The following is a 17,900-nucleotide window of genomic DNA, read 5'->3' as shown; positions in this document are numbered from 1 at the left end:
GAGGAGAAGCATGAAGAGCAGGAGATGGGTGTTCCCCGCCCTCCTGGTTTCGGCCCTCACCGCGACGCTGGCGCCGCACGCGCAGGCTCACGGGAACGACCAGCAGCGCCTCCGCACCGTGGGGTACTACACCCAGTGGAGCGGCTACGACCGCAACTTCCTGGTCAACGACCTGGTCAAGAACGGCGCCGCCGCCAAGCTCACCCACCTGAACTACGCGTTCGGGTTCCTGGACGAGGCCGGCAAGTGCGTCAGCGCGGACCCGTGGGCGGACTACCAGCGGCCCTTCGGCGCCGAGCAGTCCGTGAACGGCAAGGCGGACGTGGCGGGCCAGCCGCTGTCGGGCAACCTCAACCAGCTCAAGCAGCTCAAGGCGAAGTACCCCAAGCTCAAGGTGTACATCTCGCTGGGCGGCTGGAGCGGCTCCAAGTACTTCTCCAACGCGGCCCTGACGCCGGAATCCCGCGCGGCGCACGTGAAGTCGTGCGTCGACCTGTGGCTCAAGGGCGACCTGCCCGGCGCGCCGGCGGGCGCGGCCAAGGGGATCTTCGACGGCGTCGACCTCGACTGGGAGTGGCCGTCGAGCACGGCCGGCGCCGAGGGCAACGTGGTCCGGCCCGAGGACAAGGTCAACTTCACGTCGCTGCTGCGCGAGTACCGCAAGCAGTTCACCGCGCTCGGGTGGCGCAACGGCGGCAAGGTCTACGACCTGACCGCGTTCCTGCCGGCCAACACCCGGGAGATCGGCCTCGGCTTCGAGGTGCCGAAGGTCTTCTCCCTGTTGACGTTCGGCACCATCCAGGGCTACGACTACCACGGCGGCTGGGACGCGAAGACGAACCAGCAGTCGGCGCTGCGGACGCCGGCGGGCGACCCCACCGGGACGAACTTCTCGACCCAGGTGACGATCGACCACTACCTGAAGGCCGGCGCGCCGCGGAGCAAGCTCGTGCTCGGCGTCCCGTTCTTCAGCCGCGGCTGGACCGGTGTCACGAACAAGGACAACGGCATCTTCCAGCCGGCCACCGGCCCGGCGCCGGCGAAGTACGAGGCGGGCTACGAGGACTACAAGAACCTCAAGGCCAAGCTGGGCACGTACAAGGTCTACCGGGACCAGAAGGCGGGCTTCGCCTGGATCTTCGACGGTTCCACGCTGTGGACCTGGGACGACCCGGTGGAGTTGAAGCGGAAGGCCAGGTACGTGGTCGACCGCGGACTTGGCGGCGCGATGATCTGGTCACTCGACGGCGACACGGCCGATGGCGAGTTGATCTCCGCGCTGCGCAGCGGACTGTCCTGACCGGGGCAGTCTAACGGGGTCCGGGGAGGTTTCGCGGCGGCCACCTCCCCGGGCCCCGCCTTTTTTCACCCTGCTGTCTGCTTTCGCCAACCGTCGGTGTGCGCCCGGATGGCCCGCTCGTAGACGGGCGAGACCTCCAGCCCGCTCGGCAGGTTCCCGTTGAGCTCCAACGACACCAGGCCGTGCACCATGCCCCACATGGCGAGCGCGATCTGCTCCTGCGGCGCGTCGGTGAACGCGCCGGCCGCGATCGCCCGGTCCACGTTGTCCACCACCGGTTTGAACGTCTGCGCCGCGGCCGCGTTGGTCTCCTCGGACGGCTCGAAGTTCGGCACGACCTTGCTGAACATCACGAGGTAGAACTGCGGGTCCGCGAGCGCGCTGCGCCGGTAGGCCAGACCGATCTGCACGATGTCCTCGACCGGGTCGTCGGTCTGCGGAACGGCCGCCAGGCGTTCGCCGAAACGGTGGAACGCCTCTTCGTACAAGGCGTTCAACAGCGCGGGCTTGCCGCCGAACAGCGAGTACACCGCCGTGGTCGAGGTGTTGACATCCGCCGCGAGCCTGCGCAAGCTCAGTGCGTTCGGCCCCTCGGTGGACAGCAACTCGCCCGCCCGGTCGAGCAGGCGGACCCGGAGGGCGTCGTCGTGGGTTTTCGGTCGTGGCACCGACCCATCTTAAGCACAACAGCGTTATAAAACACGGTCTAGGCAGCGTGGTACCAAGTTGGTACCGTCAGTGACATGGCGATGACCCTGCGTCTGAGTGACGAGGAGAATCGGCGGCTCGGCGAACTCGCGGCCGCCGAGGGCCGGTCGAAGCAGGAGGTCGTGCGACTCGCGCTCGCGGAGCGGTGGGCGAGGTTGCAGAAGGAGGAGCAGCTGTCCGAGGTGCTGGGACGCGTGCTGCCGAAGTACCGGGGCCTGCTCGACCGGATGGGTCCCGCCTGAACCGCACCTTTCGAGTGACGGACTGGTCTGGCGCCTGACGTTCGAACGTCAGTTCGATAGGGTGGCGTTCATGCAGGCCAGCCGCTCCTCTGCGTTCGCCTCGCACCTGCACCGGTGTGAACCGCCACGGCGGGCCGGTGCGCACCGGTATGGTTCGCCGATGAAGATCGGGTCGTGTCCGGTGTGCGCGGGGGCGCACGACGCGGCCGACAACATCCTCGTCGCCGGGTGGGCGGGGAGGCGATTCGTGCCTGGCGAGGCTCCTTCCGTGGTCTCGTCGCGGGCACAGGGAGCGCGTCAATCAGTGGTGAACTACCTCGACGCCGGCGATCTGCTCGTGCTGGCGACCGCCGTGACCGGCGGAGACCTGGTCGTGCGCGACTTAGGCCTCCTCGACTCCGCAGCGCACCGGCCGCGGGCCAGCGTGCTGGGGGTCGAGGCCTACGACACCCTCTGGCTCAAGGCGTCGGCCCTCCTGGACTCCATAGTGCGCACGCGCCCCCTCGTGGAGGGCAACTGGCGCCTGGGCTGGGTGGCGGCCGTGACGCTCTGCGACATCAACGGCTGGTGGATCGACGCCGACGAGGACGACGCCCTCGACCTGGTCCGAGCGCTCGGCCGGGACCAGGTGGACGTGCCGGGCCTGGCCGCCCACCTGGAGGCCTGGAGCCTCCCGAAGGCCGTCTCCTAGGTCGGGATCCGGCACACCTCACGGTGGTTTCGGGTTGACCTGGAGTGCACTCCAGCTCCTACGGTCGACAGGTGACGTATTCGATCGCACAAGCGGCCGAGCGCAGTGGGTTGTCGATCGACACGCTGCGCTACTACGAACGCATCGGCCTGGTCGACCCGCCCGCCCGCGACTCCGGCGGGCGCCGCGTCTACACCGACGACGACCTGGGGTGGCTCGCCTTCCTCACCCGGATGCGCACCACCGGCATGCCCATCCGGATGATGCGCGAGTACGCCCAGCTGCGTCGACGCGGCCCCGCGACGGCCGGCCGGCGCAAGCAGGTGCTGCTCGAGCACCGGGCGTCGGTGCGCGAGCGCATCGCCGAACTCCAGGCGTCGCTCGACGTGCTCGACTACAAGATCACGCACTACGAGCAGATCGAACACACGTACGTCGAAGGGATCACCGCGTGACTCTGCTGGGCACCCTCGAAGCCGGCGCGCAAGGTCTCGGCTGCATGGGCATGAGCCAGGCCTACGGGACCCGGGACGACGAGGCCGAGTCGGTGCGCACCGTCCACCGCGCCCTCGACCTCGGCGTCACCCTGCTGGACACCTCGGACGTGTACGGACCGCACACCAACGAGGTCCTGGTGGGCAAGGCGATCAAGGGTCGGCGCGACGAGGTCGTGGTGGCCACCAAGTTCGGCCTGGCCGACGCCGAGCGCCGACCGCGCGGCGACGCCGACTACGTGCGCCGGGCCTGCGAGGCGTCCCTGGAGCGCCTCGGCGTCGACCACATCGACCTCTACTACCTGCACCGCGTCGACCCGACCGTGCCGATCGAGGAGACCGTGGGCGCGATGGCCGAACTGGTCACCGCGGGCAAGGTCGGGCACCTGGGCCTGTCCGAGGCCGCCGCCGGCACGATCCGCCGTGCGCACGCCGTGCACCCGATCGCCGCGCTCCAGAGCGAGTGGTCGCTGTGGTCGCGCGACATCGAGGCCGAGGTGGCGCCGACGTGCGTCGAGCTGGGCATCGGCATCGTGCCGTTCTCCCCGCTCGGCCGCGGTTTCCTGACCGGCGCGGTCACCTCGGTCGAGGAGCTGCCCGCCGACGACATGCGGCGCAACCTGCCGCGGTTCGAGGCGGAGAACTTCGCCCGCAACGCCGCCATCGTGACGGCGCTGCGCGAACTGGCCGCCGCCAAGGGCGTCACGCCCGGTCAGCTCGCGCTCGCGTGGGTGCACCACCGGGGCGAGCACGTCGTGCCGATCCCCGGCACCAAGCGGGTGAAGTACCTGGAGGAGAACGCCGCCGCCGCGTCGATCACCCTCTCCGCGCAGGAGCTGGCCCGGATCGAGGAGGTCGTGCCCGCGCCCGCCGGCGAGCGCTACTCGCCGGAGATGGCCCGCCTGTCCGGCCGCTGAGCCGCGTCGACGCCACCTCGTGCCGCGGTCACGGCACGAGGTGCGCGGCGACCGTCGCGCCCAGCTCCCGGCACGCCCGCAGGTCCTCCCGCGACGGCTCGCCGATCACGGTGACGTGCGGCGACACCTTCGACCAGGCCAACCCCGCGGTGATCGAGTCGATCCCGCGCACCGCGCCCGCCGTGTCGCCGCCGCCGTGCACGTAGAGCCCGAACGGCCGGCCGCGCGTCGCGTCCAGGCACGGGTAGTAGGCCAGGTCGAAGAACACCTTGAGCGCGCCGCTCATCATCCCCAGGTTGGCGGGCGTCCCGAGCAGGTAGCCGTCCGCCTCCAGCGCGTCCGACGCGGTGGCCGCGAGCGCCGGCCGCCGCACCACCTCGACGCCGGTGATCTCCGGGTCCGTCGCGCCCGCCACCACCGCCTCGAACATGGCCTGGAGGTTCGGTGACGGCGTGTGGTGCACGAGCAGCAGACGGGGCATGTCCGCCACGGTGACGCGCGGTCCGGCCGGGCGCAACCGGTTCGTGACGCCGACCCGGACCACGGCCGCCGGCATCTCCTGCATAGTGGGTCGGGGGCGCGGAGCGGACCACCCGGGGAACCGGTCCCGTCCCCGCGCGTCCTAGTAGGCAGACCTGGAGGGAGACATGAAAACTCGCAGCATCGCCACCCTGGAGCGCAACCGCAGGATCACCTGGGGCTCCGGCCTCGCGATCGGCATCGGGCTCATCGGGGTGCCGCTCGTGTTCATCGGGGTGTGGCCCGGCGTGGACCACAGCCCGTGGGAGGTCAACACGATGATCCTCGCGGCCGGCGTCTCGCTGTGCACCGTCAGCTACATCGCCGGGCGCATCGCCGTCGCCGCCGTCACGCAGAACCGGCACAACGCGGTGGCCCCGCCGACCAGGCGGCCGTACCTGGTGGCGGGCGCCGCGATGGGCATCGCCGTGCTCTGCCTGCTGATCGCTATGGCGTCGTGAGCAGTCCCTCGACCTGACGCCGCAACTCCGCCAACCTCTCCGCCGCACGGGACCGGGTCGCGGCCGGGTCGTCGACCACCTCGACGACCTCCAGGTACGCCTTCAGCTTCGGCTCCGTCCCGGACGGCCGCACCACGACCCGCGCGCCGGGCGCGGTCAACCGCACCACGTCCGCCTTCGGCAGCAGGTCCTCGAACGCGAACCCGGCCGGCGGGTCGGCGCGCAACGCGGCCATCAACGCCCCGATCCGGCTCAGGTCCGTGAACCGCAACGAGATCTGGTCCGTCAGGTGCAGGCCGTGGTCGAGCGCCAACTGGTCCAGCGCGTCCAGCAGCGTCCGACCCGACGCCTTCAGCGTGGCCGCCAGGTCGCACGCCACGACCGCCGCCGAGATGCCGTCCTTGTCGTTGACCGCCGCCGGGTCGACGCAGGTGCCCAGCGCCTCCTCGTAGGCGAACACCAGCCCCTCACCCGCGCGCACCAGCCACTTGAAGCCGGTGAGCGTCTCCGCGTACCGCGCGCCGTGCGCCGCCGCGATCGACTTCAGCAGCGACGAGGAGACGATCGTGGTGGCCACCAACGGATCCGGTGTGTCCACAGTGGACAGGACCAGGGAGCCGAGCAGCACGCCGGTTTCGTCGCCGCGCAGCATCCGCCACGTGCCGTCGCGGTCCCGCACGCCCAGCGCGCACCGGTCCGCGTCCGGGTCCAGCGCCACCGCCAGGTCGCAGCCCTCGGCCTGCGCCAACGCCAACAATCGGTCGGCCGCGCCGGGCTCCTCGGGGTTCGGGAACGCCACCGTCGGGAAGTCCGGGTCCGGCACGGCCTGGTCGCGCACCACCCGCACGTCGGTGAAACCCGCGCGCCGCAACGCTTCCACCGCCGTCTGGCCGCCGACGCCGTGCATCGGGGTCAGCGCGACGCGCAGGTCGCGGGCCACCCCGCGCGGCAGCGACGCGACCCGGTCGAGGTACTCGTCCACCTCGGCGTCGGACACCGGCAGGTGGTCGGTGGACCGGCGCACCGACACGGCCGCCGGCACCGCGGCGACCGCGCGTTCGATCTCCCGGTCCTCCGGCGGCACGATCTGGCCGCCGCCCGCCAGGTACAGCTTGTAGCCGTTGTCCGCGGGCGGGTTGTGCGAGGCGGTGATCTGCACGCCCGCGACCGCGCCGTGCTTGCGCACGAGGTAGGCGAGGATCGGCGTCGGCAGCGGGCGGGGCAGCACCCGCACCGCGAAACCGGCCGCCGCCAGCACGTCCGCGGCCGCCGAGGCGAACGCCTCGGAGCCGTGCCGCGCGTCCCGGCCGACGAACACCGTGCCGGACAGGCCCTTGCCGCGCAACCACGACGCGAGGCCCGCCGTCGTCCTGGTCACCACGGCGACGTTCATGCCGTTCGGGCCGGCGCGCACCGGTCCGCGCAACCCGGCCGTGCCGAAGGTCAGCGGCCCGGCCATCCGGTCGGCCAGTTCCTCGGCCGCTCCCGGCGCGCCACCCATCGCCCGCGCGAGCACGCCCTGGAGTTCGGCGCGGTCCTGCGGCGACGGGTCGTCGGCGATCCACCGGAACGCGGCGTCGCGCAGCGCGGGCGACAGGCTCATGCCCGTTCCACCAGCGCCCGCAGCAGCGCGCCCATCCGGCTCGCCGCGGCCTGGCCCGCCTCCAGCACCTCGACGTGGTTCAGCGGCTCGCCGGTGATGCCCGCGGCCAGGTTCGTGACCAGGGACAGGCCGAACACCTCGACACCCTCGGCGCGGGCCGCGATGGCCTCCAGCACGGTCGACATGCCGACCAGGTCCGCGCCCAGGGTGCGCAGCATGCGGATCTCGGCGGGCGTTTCGAAGTGCGGACCGGGCAAACCGGCGTAGACGCCCTCCTCCAGCGACGCGTCGATCCCCTTCGCGACCGCGCGCAGGCGGGGCGAGTACAGGTCGGTCAGGTCCACGAACCGCGCGCCGACCAGCGGCGAGGACGCGGTGAGGTTCAGGTGGTCGCTGATCAGCACCGGCTGACCGACCGCCATGCCCTGGCGCAGGCCGCCGGCGGCGTTGGTCAGCAGCACCGACTTCACCCCGGCCGCGGCGGCGGTGCGCACGTTGTGCACGACCTTGCGGATGCCCTTGCCCTCGTAGCCGTGCGTCCGGCCGAGCAGCACCAGGGCGTTCTTGTCGCCGATGGGCACCGACCGGATCGTGCCGCCGTGCCCGACCGCGGTCGGCGGCTCGAACCCGGGCAACTCGCTCATCGGCACCTCGACGGCGGCCTCGCCGATCACGTCGGCGGCGGGCCGCCACCCCGACCCCAGCACAACCGCGATGTCGTGCCGCTCGACCCCGGTCCGCCGGGCGAGCTCGGCCGCGGCGTCGGCCGCGAGACTTTCGGGACTGCCGTTCTCACTGATGGCGCTCACCCCCGCGAGCCTAATGTCACCCGCCCGCCCACGCCGCCGCCCCACGCCCGCTCCCACCCGATGATCACCCGGAGATCACCCGAGGCCCGGGCGGTGAGCTCGGACGACCCACACGACCCGCACCATCGGGCAGGCACCACCGAGCCGGCACGACTGCCGGCCGCCCCGCCGCTCACCTCGCCGCCGCCTGCCCGCCCGATCACGCCGCCGACTGCGTGACTGACTGCCCGCCCGACCTGCCGCCGGCCCGATCAGACCGCCGACCGCCCGACCCGCCGCCGCCCGACCACCGCCCACCCGACCCGCCGCCGCCCGGCCAACCGCTCGCCGCCCGCTGCCCGAGCGCCCGGCCTGCCGACTGCCCGGACCCCAGCGTCGGAGCGACCGCTCGTCCCCCCGGCCCCCGCCCGGCGCCAACCCCCGGCAGGCGTCAGCCCGGCAACCTGAACGTGGGCGCGATGGTCTGGAACAGCTTGCTGCGGCCCATGTCCTCCTGGTCCGTCGGGAAGCTGACCTCCACCACCCACAGGTCGGACTCCGACGGCAGGACCCGGGAGTACCGCGAGCGCCGGAGGTCGGGACCCGCGGGTTGGGCGTGTTCGAGCGCCGTGGGGCGTTCCACCGTGCGGTAGGTGAACTGGGTCGCGGGCTCCGGGGTGTTGCCCGGCAGCGGGTCGGTCTGCTCCTGGGTTTCGCCGAAGTACTGGCCCTCGCCCCACGTCGAGCGCACCAGCTCGAAGTACTCCTCCGCCCGGTGCCGCGGGTAGTAGCCGGTGAACTTCTGCACCGCCACCTCGTACGCGCCCGTCGGGTCCACGAAGTGCACGACGGTGCTCGCGGTCAACCCCTTGTTGACCCGCTGCTCCAGGAAGCTCGTCCAGTTCCGGCCCACGGACAGGGTGAACTCGACCCGCCGCCCGCCGTTGGCCGCCACCGCGGACATCGTCACCGGCGTCAGGTCGACCGCGTCGGTGATCGCCGGCACGGGCGGCGTGCCCGAGCCCGACGGCGGCAGGAACGAACGGCCCGCGAGCGTCCTGGTCAGGGTGAACCCGGCCGCGCCGCCGATCGCGAACAGCACCACCGCGCCGATCACGACCAACGTCGACAGCAGCGGTCGGCGGCGCGGCGGCGGTGCCGGAGTCGAAGACAGGAACGGCAGCGGGCCGGGGTCCGAGGCGAGCGGCGTGTCCGGCGGGATCACCGGTTTCGGCGTCACCAGCGGCGGTCGCACGACCTCCACGACCTCGCGCTTCACCTCCGGCGACGCCGGGAACACCTCGGCGTCCGGCTCGGGCAGCAACCCGCGCAGGAGCCGCCGCGTCTCGGCCAGTGAGATCCGTTTGGTCGGGTCCTTCACCATTAGCCCCGCGACGACCGGCTCGAGCCCACCGGTCACCGAGGCGGAGGGCACGTCACCGTGCACGACCTGGTTGATGGTCTGGAGGACGTTCGCGCCCTCGTAGGGCTGCTGCCCGGTCATCGCCGCGAACAGCGTCGCGCCGAGCGACCACTGGTCCGCGGCCGGCGACACCGCGCCACCCGCCGCCACCTCGGGCGCGATGAACGCGGGCGTGCCCAGCGTGATGCCGCGACTGGTCAGGGTCGCCTCGGCGACGTTGCGCGCGATGCCGAAATCGGTCAGCTTCACCCGGCCGTCGTCGGCCACCAGGACGTTGCCCGGCTTGACGTCCCGGTGCGTGATCCCGGCCCGGTGCGCCGCGTCCAGAGCCGCCGCGACCGCGTCGGCCACCAGCGCTCCCTGCCCGTCGGTCAGCGGACCGTGCTCGCGCACGAGATCGGCGAGCGACCGTGACGGGACCAGCTCCATCACCACGTACGGGTCGCCGTCCACCACGACCACGTCGTGCATCGTCACCACGTTGGGATGGGTCAGCGCCGCGACCGACCGCGCCTCGCGCAGCGTGCGCTCGCGCAGCAGTTCGGCCTCGCCCTCGGGCATGCCCGGCGGGCGCAGGATCTCCTTCACCGCCACCGCGCGCCGCAGCACCTCGTCGTGACCGGCCCACACGGTGCCCATCGACCCGCGGCCCAGCACGTGCCGCAGCCGGTATCGGCCGCCGATCAGGCGCTCGGTCTCCTCCACCGCGCCATTCTCCACGACCGGGTAACCACTAGCGTGGAGAACGGACTGCATCGTTAACGGCGGCGAACCTCACATAGCCGCCCTACTACTAGTGAGTAACACTGCGGAGCATGATGGAGCCGTCCGGCGAACTGGCGCTGGCCGCCGAATTCCCCACCCCGGACCACGAGCAGTGGCTCGGGTTGGTCGAGGGTGTCCTCAAGAAGTCCGGCGCCGAGTTCGACAGCCTCGTCACCACCACCTACGACGGGATCCGGGTCCGGCCGCTGTACACCGCGACCGACGTCCCGCCCGGATTCCCCGGCCTGCCGCCCTACACCAGGGGCGGCCGACCGCAGAGCGGCGCGTGGGACGTGCGCCAGCTGCACCGGACACCTGACCGCGAGGCCGTCATGGCCGACCTGGAGAACGGCGTCACCTCGCTGTGGCTCCGGGTGCCCGGCGACCGGCTCGCCGACGTGCTCGCCGAGGTCTACCTCGACCTCGCGCCCGTCGTGGTCGACGGCGGCGTCGACTTCCTCGACACCGGCCGCGCCATGCTGCGGGTCTGGGACCAGAGCCCCGTGCTGCCCGGCGACGTGCGCGGCAACGTGGGCGCCGACCCGCTCGGCGTGCAGGCCCGCACCGGCGCGCCCGCCGACCTCGCCGCGCTGACCGACCTCGTCGCCCGCGCCGAGCCGTTCCCCGAACTGCGGGTCGTCGTGGTCGACGGACTGCCGTTCCACGAGGCGGGCGGCAGCGACGCGCAGGAGTTGGGCGCCGCGCTCGCGGCCGGCGTCGCCTACCTGCGGCACCTGGTCGACGGCGGCGTGCCGGTGGCGAAAGCCGTGCGGCTGCTGGAGTTCCGGCACGCGGCGACCGCCGACCAGTTCCTCACCATCGCGAAGTTCCGCGCCGCGCGGCGGTTGTGGTCGCGGGTCACCGAGCTGTCCGGCGCGCCCGCCGCGCAGGTGCAGCATGCGGTCACCTCGCCCGCCATGACCACCCGGCGCGACCCGTGGGTCAACATGCTGCGCACCACGATCGCGTGCTTCGGCGCGGGTCTGGGCGGCGCGGACTCGGTGACCGTGCTGCCGTTCGACCACGCGATCGGCCTGCCCGACGACTTCTCCCGGCGCGTCGCGCGCAACACCCAGTCGCTGCTGCTGGAGGAGAGCAGGCTCGCGGGCGTGGTCGACCCGGCCGGCGGCTCCTGGTACGTAGAGGCGCTCACCGAGGACCTGGCCCGCGCGGCCTGGGAGTGGTTCCGCGAGATCGAGGCCGCGGGCGGGCTGCCGACGGCGTTCCCGCTGGTCGCCGACCGGATCGCGGCCACCTGGGAACGGCGCCGGGCCAACCTGGCCGACCGCACCGACGCCATCACCGGTGTCAGCGAGTTCCCGAACCTCGGCGAGGCGGCCGTGACCCGCGCGCCCGCGCCGGCCGAACCCGGCGGCGGACTGCCCCGGATCCGCTACGCGCAGGACTTCGAGGCCTTGCGCGACGCCGCCGACGCCGCGCCCGTGCGGCCCAAGGTCTTCCTGGCCACCCTCGGCCCGGTCGCCGCGCACACCGCGCGTGCGACGTTCGCGGCCAACCTGTTCCAGGCGGGCGGCCTCGAAACCCCGAACGCCGGTCCGACGAAGACCGTCGAGGACGTCGTCGCGAAGTTCACCGAGAGCGGCGCTCGCGTCGTGTGCCTGTGCGGCAGCGAGAGCGGCTACGCCGAGCTCGCGGCACCGGTGGCGGACGCGCTCCGCGCCGCCGGTGCCGAGCGGATCCTGTTGGCGGGCAAGAAGTCCGACGCCGGGATCGACGAGTACGTGTACACCGGCTGCCCGGCGTTGAGCGTGCTGGAGCACACCTTCGAGTTCCTCGGAGTGACCCGATGATCCCCGACTTCACCGGACTCGACCTCGGCGAGCCGACCGGCGCGGGCCACGACGCGTGGCGGCGCGCCCTCAACGACGTGACCGGCAAGGACGTCGACGCCCTCACCTGGGAGACACCCGAGGGCATCGCGGTCAAACCGGTGTACGGCGCGGAGGACCTGGCGGGTCTGGACTTCCTCGGCACGTACCCGGGCATCGCGCCCTACCTGCGCGGCCCGTATCCCACGATGTACGTCAACCAGCCGTGGACCATCCGGCAGTACGCCGGGTTCTCCACCGCCGAGGAGTCCAACGCCTTCTACCGCCGCAACCTCGCGGCCGGCCAGAAGGGCCTCTCGGTCGCGTTCGACCTGGCCACCCACCGCGGCTACGACTCCGACCACCCCAGGGTCGCGGGCGACGTCGGCATGGCGGGCGTGGCCATCGACTCGATCTACGACATGCGCCAGTTGTTCGACGGCATCCCGCTGGACCGGATGAGCGTGTCGATGACCATGAACGGCGCGGTGCTGCCGGTGCTCGCGCTCTACGTCGTCGCGGCCGAGGAGCAGGGGGTGGCGCCGGAACTGCTCGCGGGGACCATCCAGAACGACATCCTCAAGGAGTTCATGGTCCGCAACACCTACATCTACCCGCCCACGCCGTCGATGCGGATCATCTCCGACATCTTCTCGTTCACCTCGCGGCGGATGCCGAAGTTCAACTCGATCTCGATCTCCGGCTACCACATGCAGGAGGCCGGCGCGACGGCCGACCTGGAGCTGGCCTACACGCTGGCCGACGGCGTCGAGTACCTGCGCGCGGGCCGCGACGCCGGGCTGGACGTGGACGCGTTCGCGCCCCGGCTGTCCTTCTTCTGGGCCGTGGGCATGAACTTCTTCATGGAGGTGGCCAAGCTGCGGGCCGCCCGGCTGCTCTGGGCCAAGCTGGTCAAGACCTTCGAGCCGAAGTCGCCCAAGTCGCTGTCCCTGCGCACGCACTGCCAGACCTCGGGCTGGTCGCTCACCGCGCAGGACGTGTTCAACAACGTGGCGCGCACCTGCGTCGAGGCGATGGCCGCGACCCAGGGCCACACGCAGTCGCTGCACACCAACGCGCTGGACGAGGCGCTCGCGCTGCCGACGGACTTCTCCGCGCGCATCGCCCGCAACACCCAGCTGCTGCTCCAGCAGGAGTCGGGCACCACGCGCGTGATCGACCCGTGGGGCGGCAGCGCGTTCGTCGAACGGCTCACCCACGACCTGGCGAACCGGGCGTGGGCGCACATCGCCGAGGTCGAGGCGGCCGGCGGGATGGCGCGGGCGATCGACGCGGGCATCCCCAAGCTGCGCATCGAGGAGGCCGCCGCGCGCACCCAGGCGCGCATCGACTCCGGCCGGCAGCCGGTGATCGGCGTGAACAAGTACCAGGTCGCGACCGACGAGCAGATCGACGTGCTCAAGGTCGACAACGCGGGCGTGCGTGCCCAGCAGCTCGCGAAGCTGGCCCGGCTGCGCGCCGAACGCGACCAGTCCGAAGTGGACTCGAGGTTGGCCGCGCTGACCAGGGCCGCCGACGCGGACGGCAACCTGCTGGAGCTGGCGATCGACGCGGCGCGCGCGAAGGCGACCGTCGGCGAGATCTCCGAGGCGCTGGGCCGGGTCTGGGGCAGGCACTCCGCGCAGATCAGGACCATCACCGGCGTGTACCGCGAGGAGGTCGGCTCGGTGTCCAACGTGGACGCCACGCGTGAGGTCGTGGCCGAGTTCGCCGAGCAGGAGGGCCGCCGGCCGCGGATCCTGGTCGCCAAGATGGGCCAGGACGGGCACGACCGCGGGCAGAAGGTGATCGCGACCGCGTTCGCCGACCTCGGCTTCGACGTCGACGTCGGCCCGCTGTTCCAGACGCCGGAGGAGGTCGCGCGCCAGGCCGTGGAGGCCGACGTGCACATCGTCGGCGTGTCCTCGCTCGCCGCGGGCCACCTCACGCTGGTGCCCGCGCTGCGCGAGGCGCTGGCCGACCTGGGTCGCGAGGACGTCATGATCGTGGTCGGCGGCGTGATCCCGCCGCAGGACTTCGACGCGCTGCGCGCGGCGGGCGCGGCGGCGATCTTCCCGCCCGGCACCGTCATCGCGGACGCGGCGGCCGACCTGCTGGGCAGGCTCTCGGCCCAGCTCGGGCATGGCTAGGCCGGTCGACGTCGGCGAGTACGCCAAGGGCGTGCTCGCCGGCAACCGGGGCATCCTCGCGCGCGCGATCACCCTGGTCGAGTCGACCAGGGCGGACCACCGCGCGGCCGCGCAGGAGCTGCTGGTCGAGCTGCTGCCGCACGCGGGCGCGGCGCACCGGATCGGCGTCACGGGCGTGCCGGGCGTGGGCAAGTCGACGTTCATCGACGCGTTCGGCACGATGCTGACCGCCGCCGGCCACCGGGTCGCGGTGCTGGCCGTCGACCCGTCCTCGACCCGGACCGGCGGCAGCATCCTGGGCGACAAGACCCGGATGGCCAGGCTCGCGGTGGACGACGCCGCGTTCATCAGGCCCTCGCCGACCTCCGGCACGCTCGGCGGCGTCACCCGGGCCACCCGCGAGTCGATCGTGCTGGTCGAGGCGGCCGGGTACGACGTGGTGCTGGTCGAGACGGTCGGCGTCGGCCAGTCCGAGGTCGCGGTGGCGAACATGACCGACTGCTCGCTGTTCCTCACCCTCGCCCGCACCGGCGACCAGCTCCAGGGCATCAAGAAGGGCGTGCTCGAGCTGGCCGACGTGATCGCGGTGAACAAGGCCGACGGCCCGCACGAGCTGGACGCGCGCAAGGCGGCCCGCGAGCTGTCCGGCGCGCTGCGGCTGTTGCGACCGGCCGACGCGCTGTGGCACCCGCCGGTGCTGACGTGCAGCGCGCTGGAGGGCACCGGGCTGGACGAGGTGTGGGCGCGGGTCCGCGCGCACCGGTCGACCCTGGAGGAGGCGGGTGAGCTGGACGCGTCGCGGCGCCGGCAGCAGGTCGAGTGGACGTGGGCGATGGTGCACGAGCAGCTGCTCGGGAGCCTGCACGCGGCGCCCGCCGTCCGACTTCTGGTTCCCGAAGTCGAACGGCAGGTTCGGAACGGTGAGCTGACGGCGACCCTCGCCGCCGAGAAGATCTTGCGCGCCTTCACGAGTGGTACTCACCTCGCCGGTTTGGGTGACCACTGAGAGTGGTAAGCCTGGGGTGCGGTAGCTAGGCTTGGCGGCTATGTGGCGATCCGTGCTCGCGGTCTGTTTTTTCGTGCTGGCCAGCACTTTCACCGTTGGTGGAACAGCGGTGGCGGCGCAGCCCGCGCCCGTCGCGGTCGCCCACCTGGTCGCCCAACCGAGCGATACCGTCACGCCGACCGCCACCGGCCCGGACATCAATGCGCCCCAGGCGCCGGCCGCCGGCGTGAGCAGCGAGACGAAGAACAAGTTGTGGGCCGGAGGTATCGCGGTGGTGCTGTTCGGCCTCGTATACCTGCGTAACAGGCGACGTTGGTCGAACTGGCGGAAGGCGCGGAAGAAGTAGTACCGGCACGGCTCGGACGAGTTGATCGGTTCCCGGTCCCGGTGCAGGGACCACTGCGCACTCTTGATCGGTCTGACCGAAACTTGAACACCGCTTGGCGCATCGGTTCGACCGGCCGGCGGTTGATCAACGTGACGCGCCGCGAGGCCGCCGGACCGTGATGGAAGATGGACGCAAATGGGTACCGACTTCAAGTCCAGGACGCGCTCGGCCGTCGAGCGGTACTCGAATGCGCTGGTAGGCCTCTCGCACAGCATCCACGCGGAGCCGGAGCTCGCGTTCGCGGAGCACCGCAGCGCGGCCAAGGTGGCGAACCTGCTGGCAGCGGAGGGTTTCGAGGTCGAGCGCGGTGTCGCCGGCCTGGAGACCGCGTTCACGGCCTGCTACGGCTCGGGCGAGGTCGTCCTCGGCCTCTGCGCGGAGTACGACGCGCTGCCCGAGGTGGGCCACGCCTGCGGGCACAACGTCATCGCCGCCGCGTCGGCGGGCGCCGCCCTCGCGCTGCGCGACCTCGCCGACGAACTGGGCCTCACGGTCCGGGTGATCGGCACCCCCGCCGAGGAAGTGGGCGGCGGGAAGGTGCTCATGCTGGAGCGCGGGGTATTCGACGACGTGTCGTTGTCGATGATGGTCCACCCGGCGCCCTACGAGGCCGTCGCGGCGAAGTCGCTGGCCATCACCGACGTCGAGGTCCACTACACCGGCAAGCCCTCGCACGCCGCCGCCGCGCCGCACCTCGGCGTGAACGCGGCGGACGCGATCACCGTCGCCCAGGTCGCCGTCGGGCTCGCCCGGCAGCACCTCGCGCCGGGCCAGATGGTCAGCGGCATCGTCACCAGGGGTGGCACCGTGCCCAACATCGTGCCGGCGCACACGTCGGCGATGTTCGACCTGCGCGCCTCCGACCTGGAGTCGCTGCGCTCGCTCGAGGACCGGGTCTACCGGTGCTTCGAGGCGGGCGCGCTGGCCACCGGCTGCACCCACGAGGTCGTCAAGGTCTCGCCGGTATACGCCGAGCTGACACCCGACCCGTGGCTGGCGGACGCCTACCGGCAGGCCGTCACGTCCCTGGGTCGCACCCCGCTGAGCCCCGCCGAGGAGGCTCAGCACAAGATCGGCAGCACGGACATGGGTAACGTCACCCGCGCGCTGCCGGCCATCCACCCGACCATCGCCATCGACTGCGGAGACGCGGTGAACCACCAAATCGAGTTCGCGACCGCCTGTGCGTCGGCATCCGCCGACCGAGCTGTGCTCGACGGAGCACTCGCCCTTGCCTGGACAACCATTGCCGCCGCGACAGACCCGGCGCAGCGCGCACGTCTGCTGGGTGGTGCGGCATGACGGTCGTGGATTCGCGTCCGCCGTTGCCGGGAGAGGAGGGAGCCGAAGTGCTGTTGACCGATCGCGGGGTCAGCATTGCCCCTGTGGATGATCCGGGAGCGGGCCGGGGGCCGTCGTGGCTCGACGAGTGGCTGGCGGCGAACGCCTCCGAGGTCGTCGCCTGGCGGCGGCACCTCCACGCCCACCCGGAGCTGTCCCGGCACGAGGTGGCGACCACCGAGCTGATCTGCGACGTGCTGCGGTCGGCGGGCCTGCGGCCCCGGGTGCTGCCCGGCGGCACCGGCCTGGTGTGCGACGTCGGCTCCGGGCCGCGCTGCGTGGCGCTGCGCGCGGACATCGACGCGCTGCCGCTGGCCGAGACGACCGGCGCGCCCTACGCCTCGACGGTGGCCGGCGTGTCGCACTCGTGCGGCCACGACGCGCACACCACCGTGGTGCTGGGCGCGGCGCTGGCCCTGGCGTCGGCGACGCAGCTGCCCGGCCGGATCAGGCTCGTGTTCCAGCCCGCCGAGGAGGTCATGCCGGGCGGCGCGCTCGACGTGCTGGCGGCGGGCGGTCTCGACGGGGTCGAGCGGATCTTCGGCCTGCACTGCGACCCGCGGCTGGCCGTCGGCCGGATCGGCACCCGGATCGGCGCCATCACGTCCGCCTCGGACATGCTGGAACTGCGCCTGACCTCGCCGGGCGGCCACACGTCCCGCCCGCACCTCACGGCGGACCTGGTGCACGCGCTCGGCTCGGTGATCACGGGCCTGCCGACCCTGCTGTCCCGCCGCGTCGACCCGCGTTCCGGCACCGTGCTGGTGTGGGGCGCGGTGCACGCGGGCGAGGCGGCCAACGCCGTGCCGCAGGACGGCGTCCTGCGCGGCACCCTGCGCACCGGCAACCGCGACATCTGGGCCGAGCTGGAACCGCTGGTCAAGGAACTGGTGGAAGCCCTGCTCGCGCCGCTGGGCGTCGGTTTCGACCTGCACCACCGCCGCGGCGTGCCGCCCGTGGTCAACGACCGCGAGTCGACCATGCTGCTGCGCGCCGGCATCGAGGCGGCGCTGGGCGAGGACGCCCTGGCCGGCACCGAGCAGTCGTCGGGCGGCGAGGACTTCGGCTGGTACCTGGAGCACGTGCCCGGCTCGTTCGCCCGCCTGGGCGTCTGGGACGGCGTCACCAAGCAGAAGGACCTGCACCAGCCGGGCTTCGACCTGGACGAGCGGGCCCTCATGGCCGGCATCCGGGTGATGGTCCACACCGCGCTGACCTCGCTGGCCTGAGCCACCCGGCCCCGACGGCGCCGAGTCACCGGCCTCCGGGCCGCAC

At 72.3% G+C, this 17,900-nt stretch carries 17 protein-coding genes; 12 read left to right on the top strand and 5 right to left on the bottom strand.

Annotated elements, in window-relative coordinates; translation table 11 throughout:
- Positions 1-10: 10 nt before the first annotated feature.
- Positions 11-1,300: a glycoside hydrolase family 18 protein gene (locus AB0G50_RS05030; protein ID WP_360102396.1), complete on the top strand. Its 1,290-nt coding sequence runs from the start codon at positions 11-13 to the stop codon at positions 1,298-1,300.
- Positions 1,301-1,365: 65 nt separating this feature from the next.
- Here AB0G50_RS05030 and AB0G50_RS05025 read toward each other — a convergent pair whose 3' ends face one another.
- A complete protein-coding gene (locus tag AB0G50_RS05025) occupies positions 1,366-1,968 on the bottom strand; it encodes a TetR/AcrR family transcriptional regulator (RefSeq protein ID WP_360102394.1) in 603 nt (200 codons plus the stop codon).
- Positions 1,969-2,049: 81 nt separating this feature from the next.
- Here AB0G50_RS05025 and AB0G50_RS05020 point away from each other — a divergent pair, with 81 nt between their 5' ends.
- The 4 genes from AB0G50_RS05020 to AB0G50_RS05005 all read left to right on the top strand — a co-directional run bounded on the left by AB0G50_RS05020 (position 2,050) and on the right by AB0G50_RS05005 (position 4,352).
- Positions 2,050-2,250 (top strand): CopG family transcriptional regulator, encoded by a 201-nt coding sequence (locus tag AB0G50_RS05020; protein ID WP_360102392.1) that lies wholly within the window; start codon positions 2,050-2,052, stop codon positions 2,248-2,250.
- 304 nt (positions 2,251-2,554) lie between these two features.
- Entirely contained in the window at positions 2,555-2,941 is a 387-nt protein-coding gene (locus tag AB0G50_RS05015) for a Fic family protein (RefSeq protein WP_360102390.1), read from the top strand.
- Positions 2,942-3,012: 71 nt separating this feature from the next.
- Positions 3,013-3,396 carry a MerR family transcriptional regulator gene (locus tag AB0G50_RS05010; RefSeq protein ID WP_360102388.1) on the top strand — a complete coding sequence of 128 codons (384 nt, stop codon included), beginning with the start codon at positions 3,013-3,015 and terminating at the stop codon, positions 3,394-3,396.
- A gap of 44 nt (positions 3,397-3,440) precedes the next feature.
- Positions 3,441-4,352, top strand: coding sequence for an aldo/keto reductase (locus AB0G50_RS05005; RefSeq protein ID WP_360102718.1), 912 nt, complete (start codon positions 3,441-3,443; stop codon positions 4,350-4,352).
- Positions 4,353-4,380: 28 nt separating this feature from the next.
- Here AB0G50_RS05005 and AB0G50_RS05000 read toward each other — a convergent pair whose 3' ends face one another.
- Complete coding sequence (locus AB0G50_RS05000) at positions 4,381-4,833, bottom strand: NAD(P)H-dependent oxidoreductase (RefSeq protein WP_360102716.1); 453 nt, start codon at positions 4,831-4,833, stop codon at positions 4,381-4,383.
- 166 nt (positions 4,834-4,999) lie between these two features.
- Here AB0G50_RS05000 and AB0G50_RS04995 point away from each other — a divergent pair, with 166 nt between their 5' ends.
- Positions 5,000-5,332 (top strand): hypothetical protein, encoded by a 333-nt coding sequence (locus tag AB0G50_RS04995; protein ID WP_360102386.1) that lies wholly within the window; start codon positions 5,000-5,002, stop codon positions 5,330-5,332.
- Here the strand turns inward: AB0G50_RS04995 and AB0G50_RS04990 are convergent.
- From AB0G50_RS04990 to AB0G50_RS04980, 3 genes are all read right to left on the bottom strand, one after another.
- On the bottom strand, positions 5,319-6,935 hold the full coding sequence (locus AB0G50_RS04990) for a phospho-sugar mutase (protein ID WP_360102384.1): 1,617 nt from the start codon (positions 6,933-6,935) through the stop codon (positions 5,319-5,321). The two genes, AB0G50_RS04995 and AB0G50_RS04990, sit on opposite strands and share 14 nt — an antisense overlap.
- A complete protein-coding gene (locus AB0G50_RS04985) occupies positions 6,932-7,744 on the bottom strand; it encodes a purine-nucleoside phosphorylase (protein WP_360102382.1) in 813 nt (270 codons plus the stop codon). The genes AB0G50_RS04990 and AB0G50_RS04985 overlap by 4 nt, the downstream gene beginning before the upstream one ends.
- Positions 7,745-8,174: 430 nt before the next feature.
- The gene (locus AB0G50_RS04980) at positions 8,175-9,851 is read right to left on the bottom strand and encodes a serine/threonine-protein kinase (RefSeq protein WP_360102380.1); all 1,677 of its coding nucleotides are present in this window, start codon (positions 9,849-9,851) and stop codon (positions 8,175-8,177) included.
- 113 nt (positions 9,852-9,964) lie between these two features.
- On the opposite strand from AB0G50_RS04980, the gene AB0G50_RS04975 reads away from it, so the two are divergent.
- The 6 genes from AB0G50_RS04975 to AB0G50_RS04950 all read left to right on the top strand — a co-directional run bounded on the left by AB0G50_RS04975 (position 9,965) and on the right by AB0G50_RS04950 (position 17,854).
- Positions 9,965-11,722 (top strand): methylmalonyl-CoA mutase family protein, encoded by a 1,758-nt coding sequence (locus tag AB0G50_RS04975; RefSeq protein WP_360102714.1) that lies wholly within the window; start codon positions 9,965-9,967, stop codon positions 11,720-11,722.
- A complete protein-coding gene (gene scpA / locus AB0G50_RS04970; protein ID WP_360102378.1) occupies positions 11,719-13,890 on the top strand; it encodes a methylmalonyl-CoA mutase in 2,172 nt (723 codons plus the stop codon). Before AB0G50_RS04975 ends, scpA begins: the two co-directional genes overlap by 4 nt.
- Complete coding sequence (gene meaB, locus AB0G50_RS04965) at positions 13,883-14,896, top strand: methylmalonyl Co-A mutase-associated GTPase MeaB (protein ID WP_360102376.1); 1,014 nt, start codon at positions 13,883-13,885, stop codon at positions 14,894-14,896. Before scpA ends, meaB begins: the two co-directional genes overlap by 8 nt.
- 40 nt (positions 14,897-14,936) lie before the next feature.
- Positions 14,937-15,242: a hypothetical protein gene (locus AB0G50_RS04960; RefSeq protein WP_360102374.1), complete on the top strand. Its 306-nt coding sequence runs from the start codon at positions 14,937-14,939 to the stop codon at positions 15,240-15,242.
- 177 nt (positions 15,243-15,419) lie between these two features.
- Complete coding sequence (locus AB0G50_RS04955; protein WP_360102372.1) at positions 15,420-16,586, top strand: M20 family metallopeptidase; 1,167 nt, start codon at positions 15,420-15,422, stop codon at positions 16,584-16,586.
- Complete coding sequence (locus tag AB0G50_RS04950; protein WP_360102370.1) at positions 16,583-17,854, top strand: amidohydrolase; 1,272 nt, start codon at positions 16,583-16,585, stop codon at positions 17,852-17,854. The genes AB0G50_RS04955 and AB0G50_RS04950 overlap by 4 nt, the downstream gene beginning before the upstream one ends.
- Positions 17,855-17,900 lie beyond the last annotated feature (46 nt).

The sequence above is a fragment of the Actinosynnema sp. NPDC020468 genome (assembly GCF_040642015.1).
Lineage (GTDB): Bacteria > Actinomycetota > Actinomycetes > Mycobacteriales > Pseudonocardiaceae > Actinosynnema.
The sequence above is the reverse complement of the archived record's forward strand: the minus strand, read 5'-3'. Positions and strand labels throughout refer to the sequence as shown.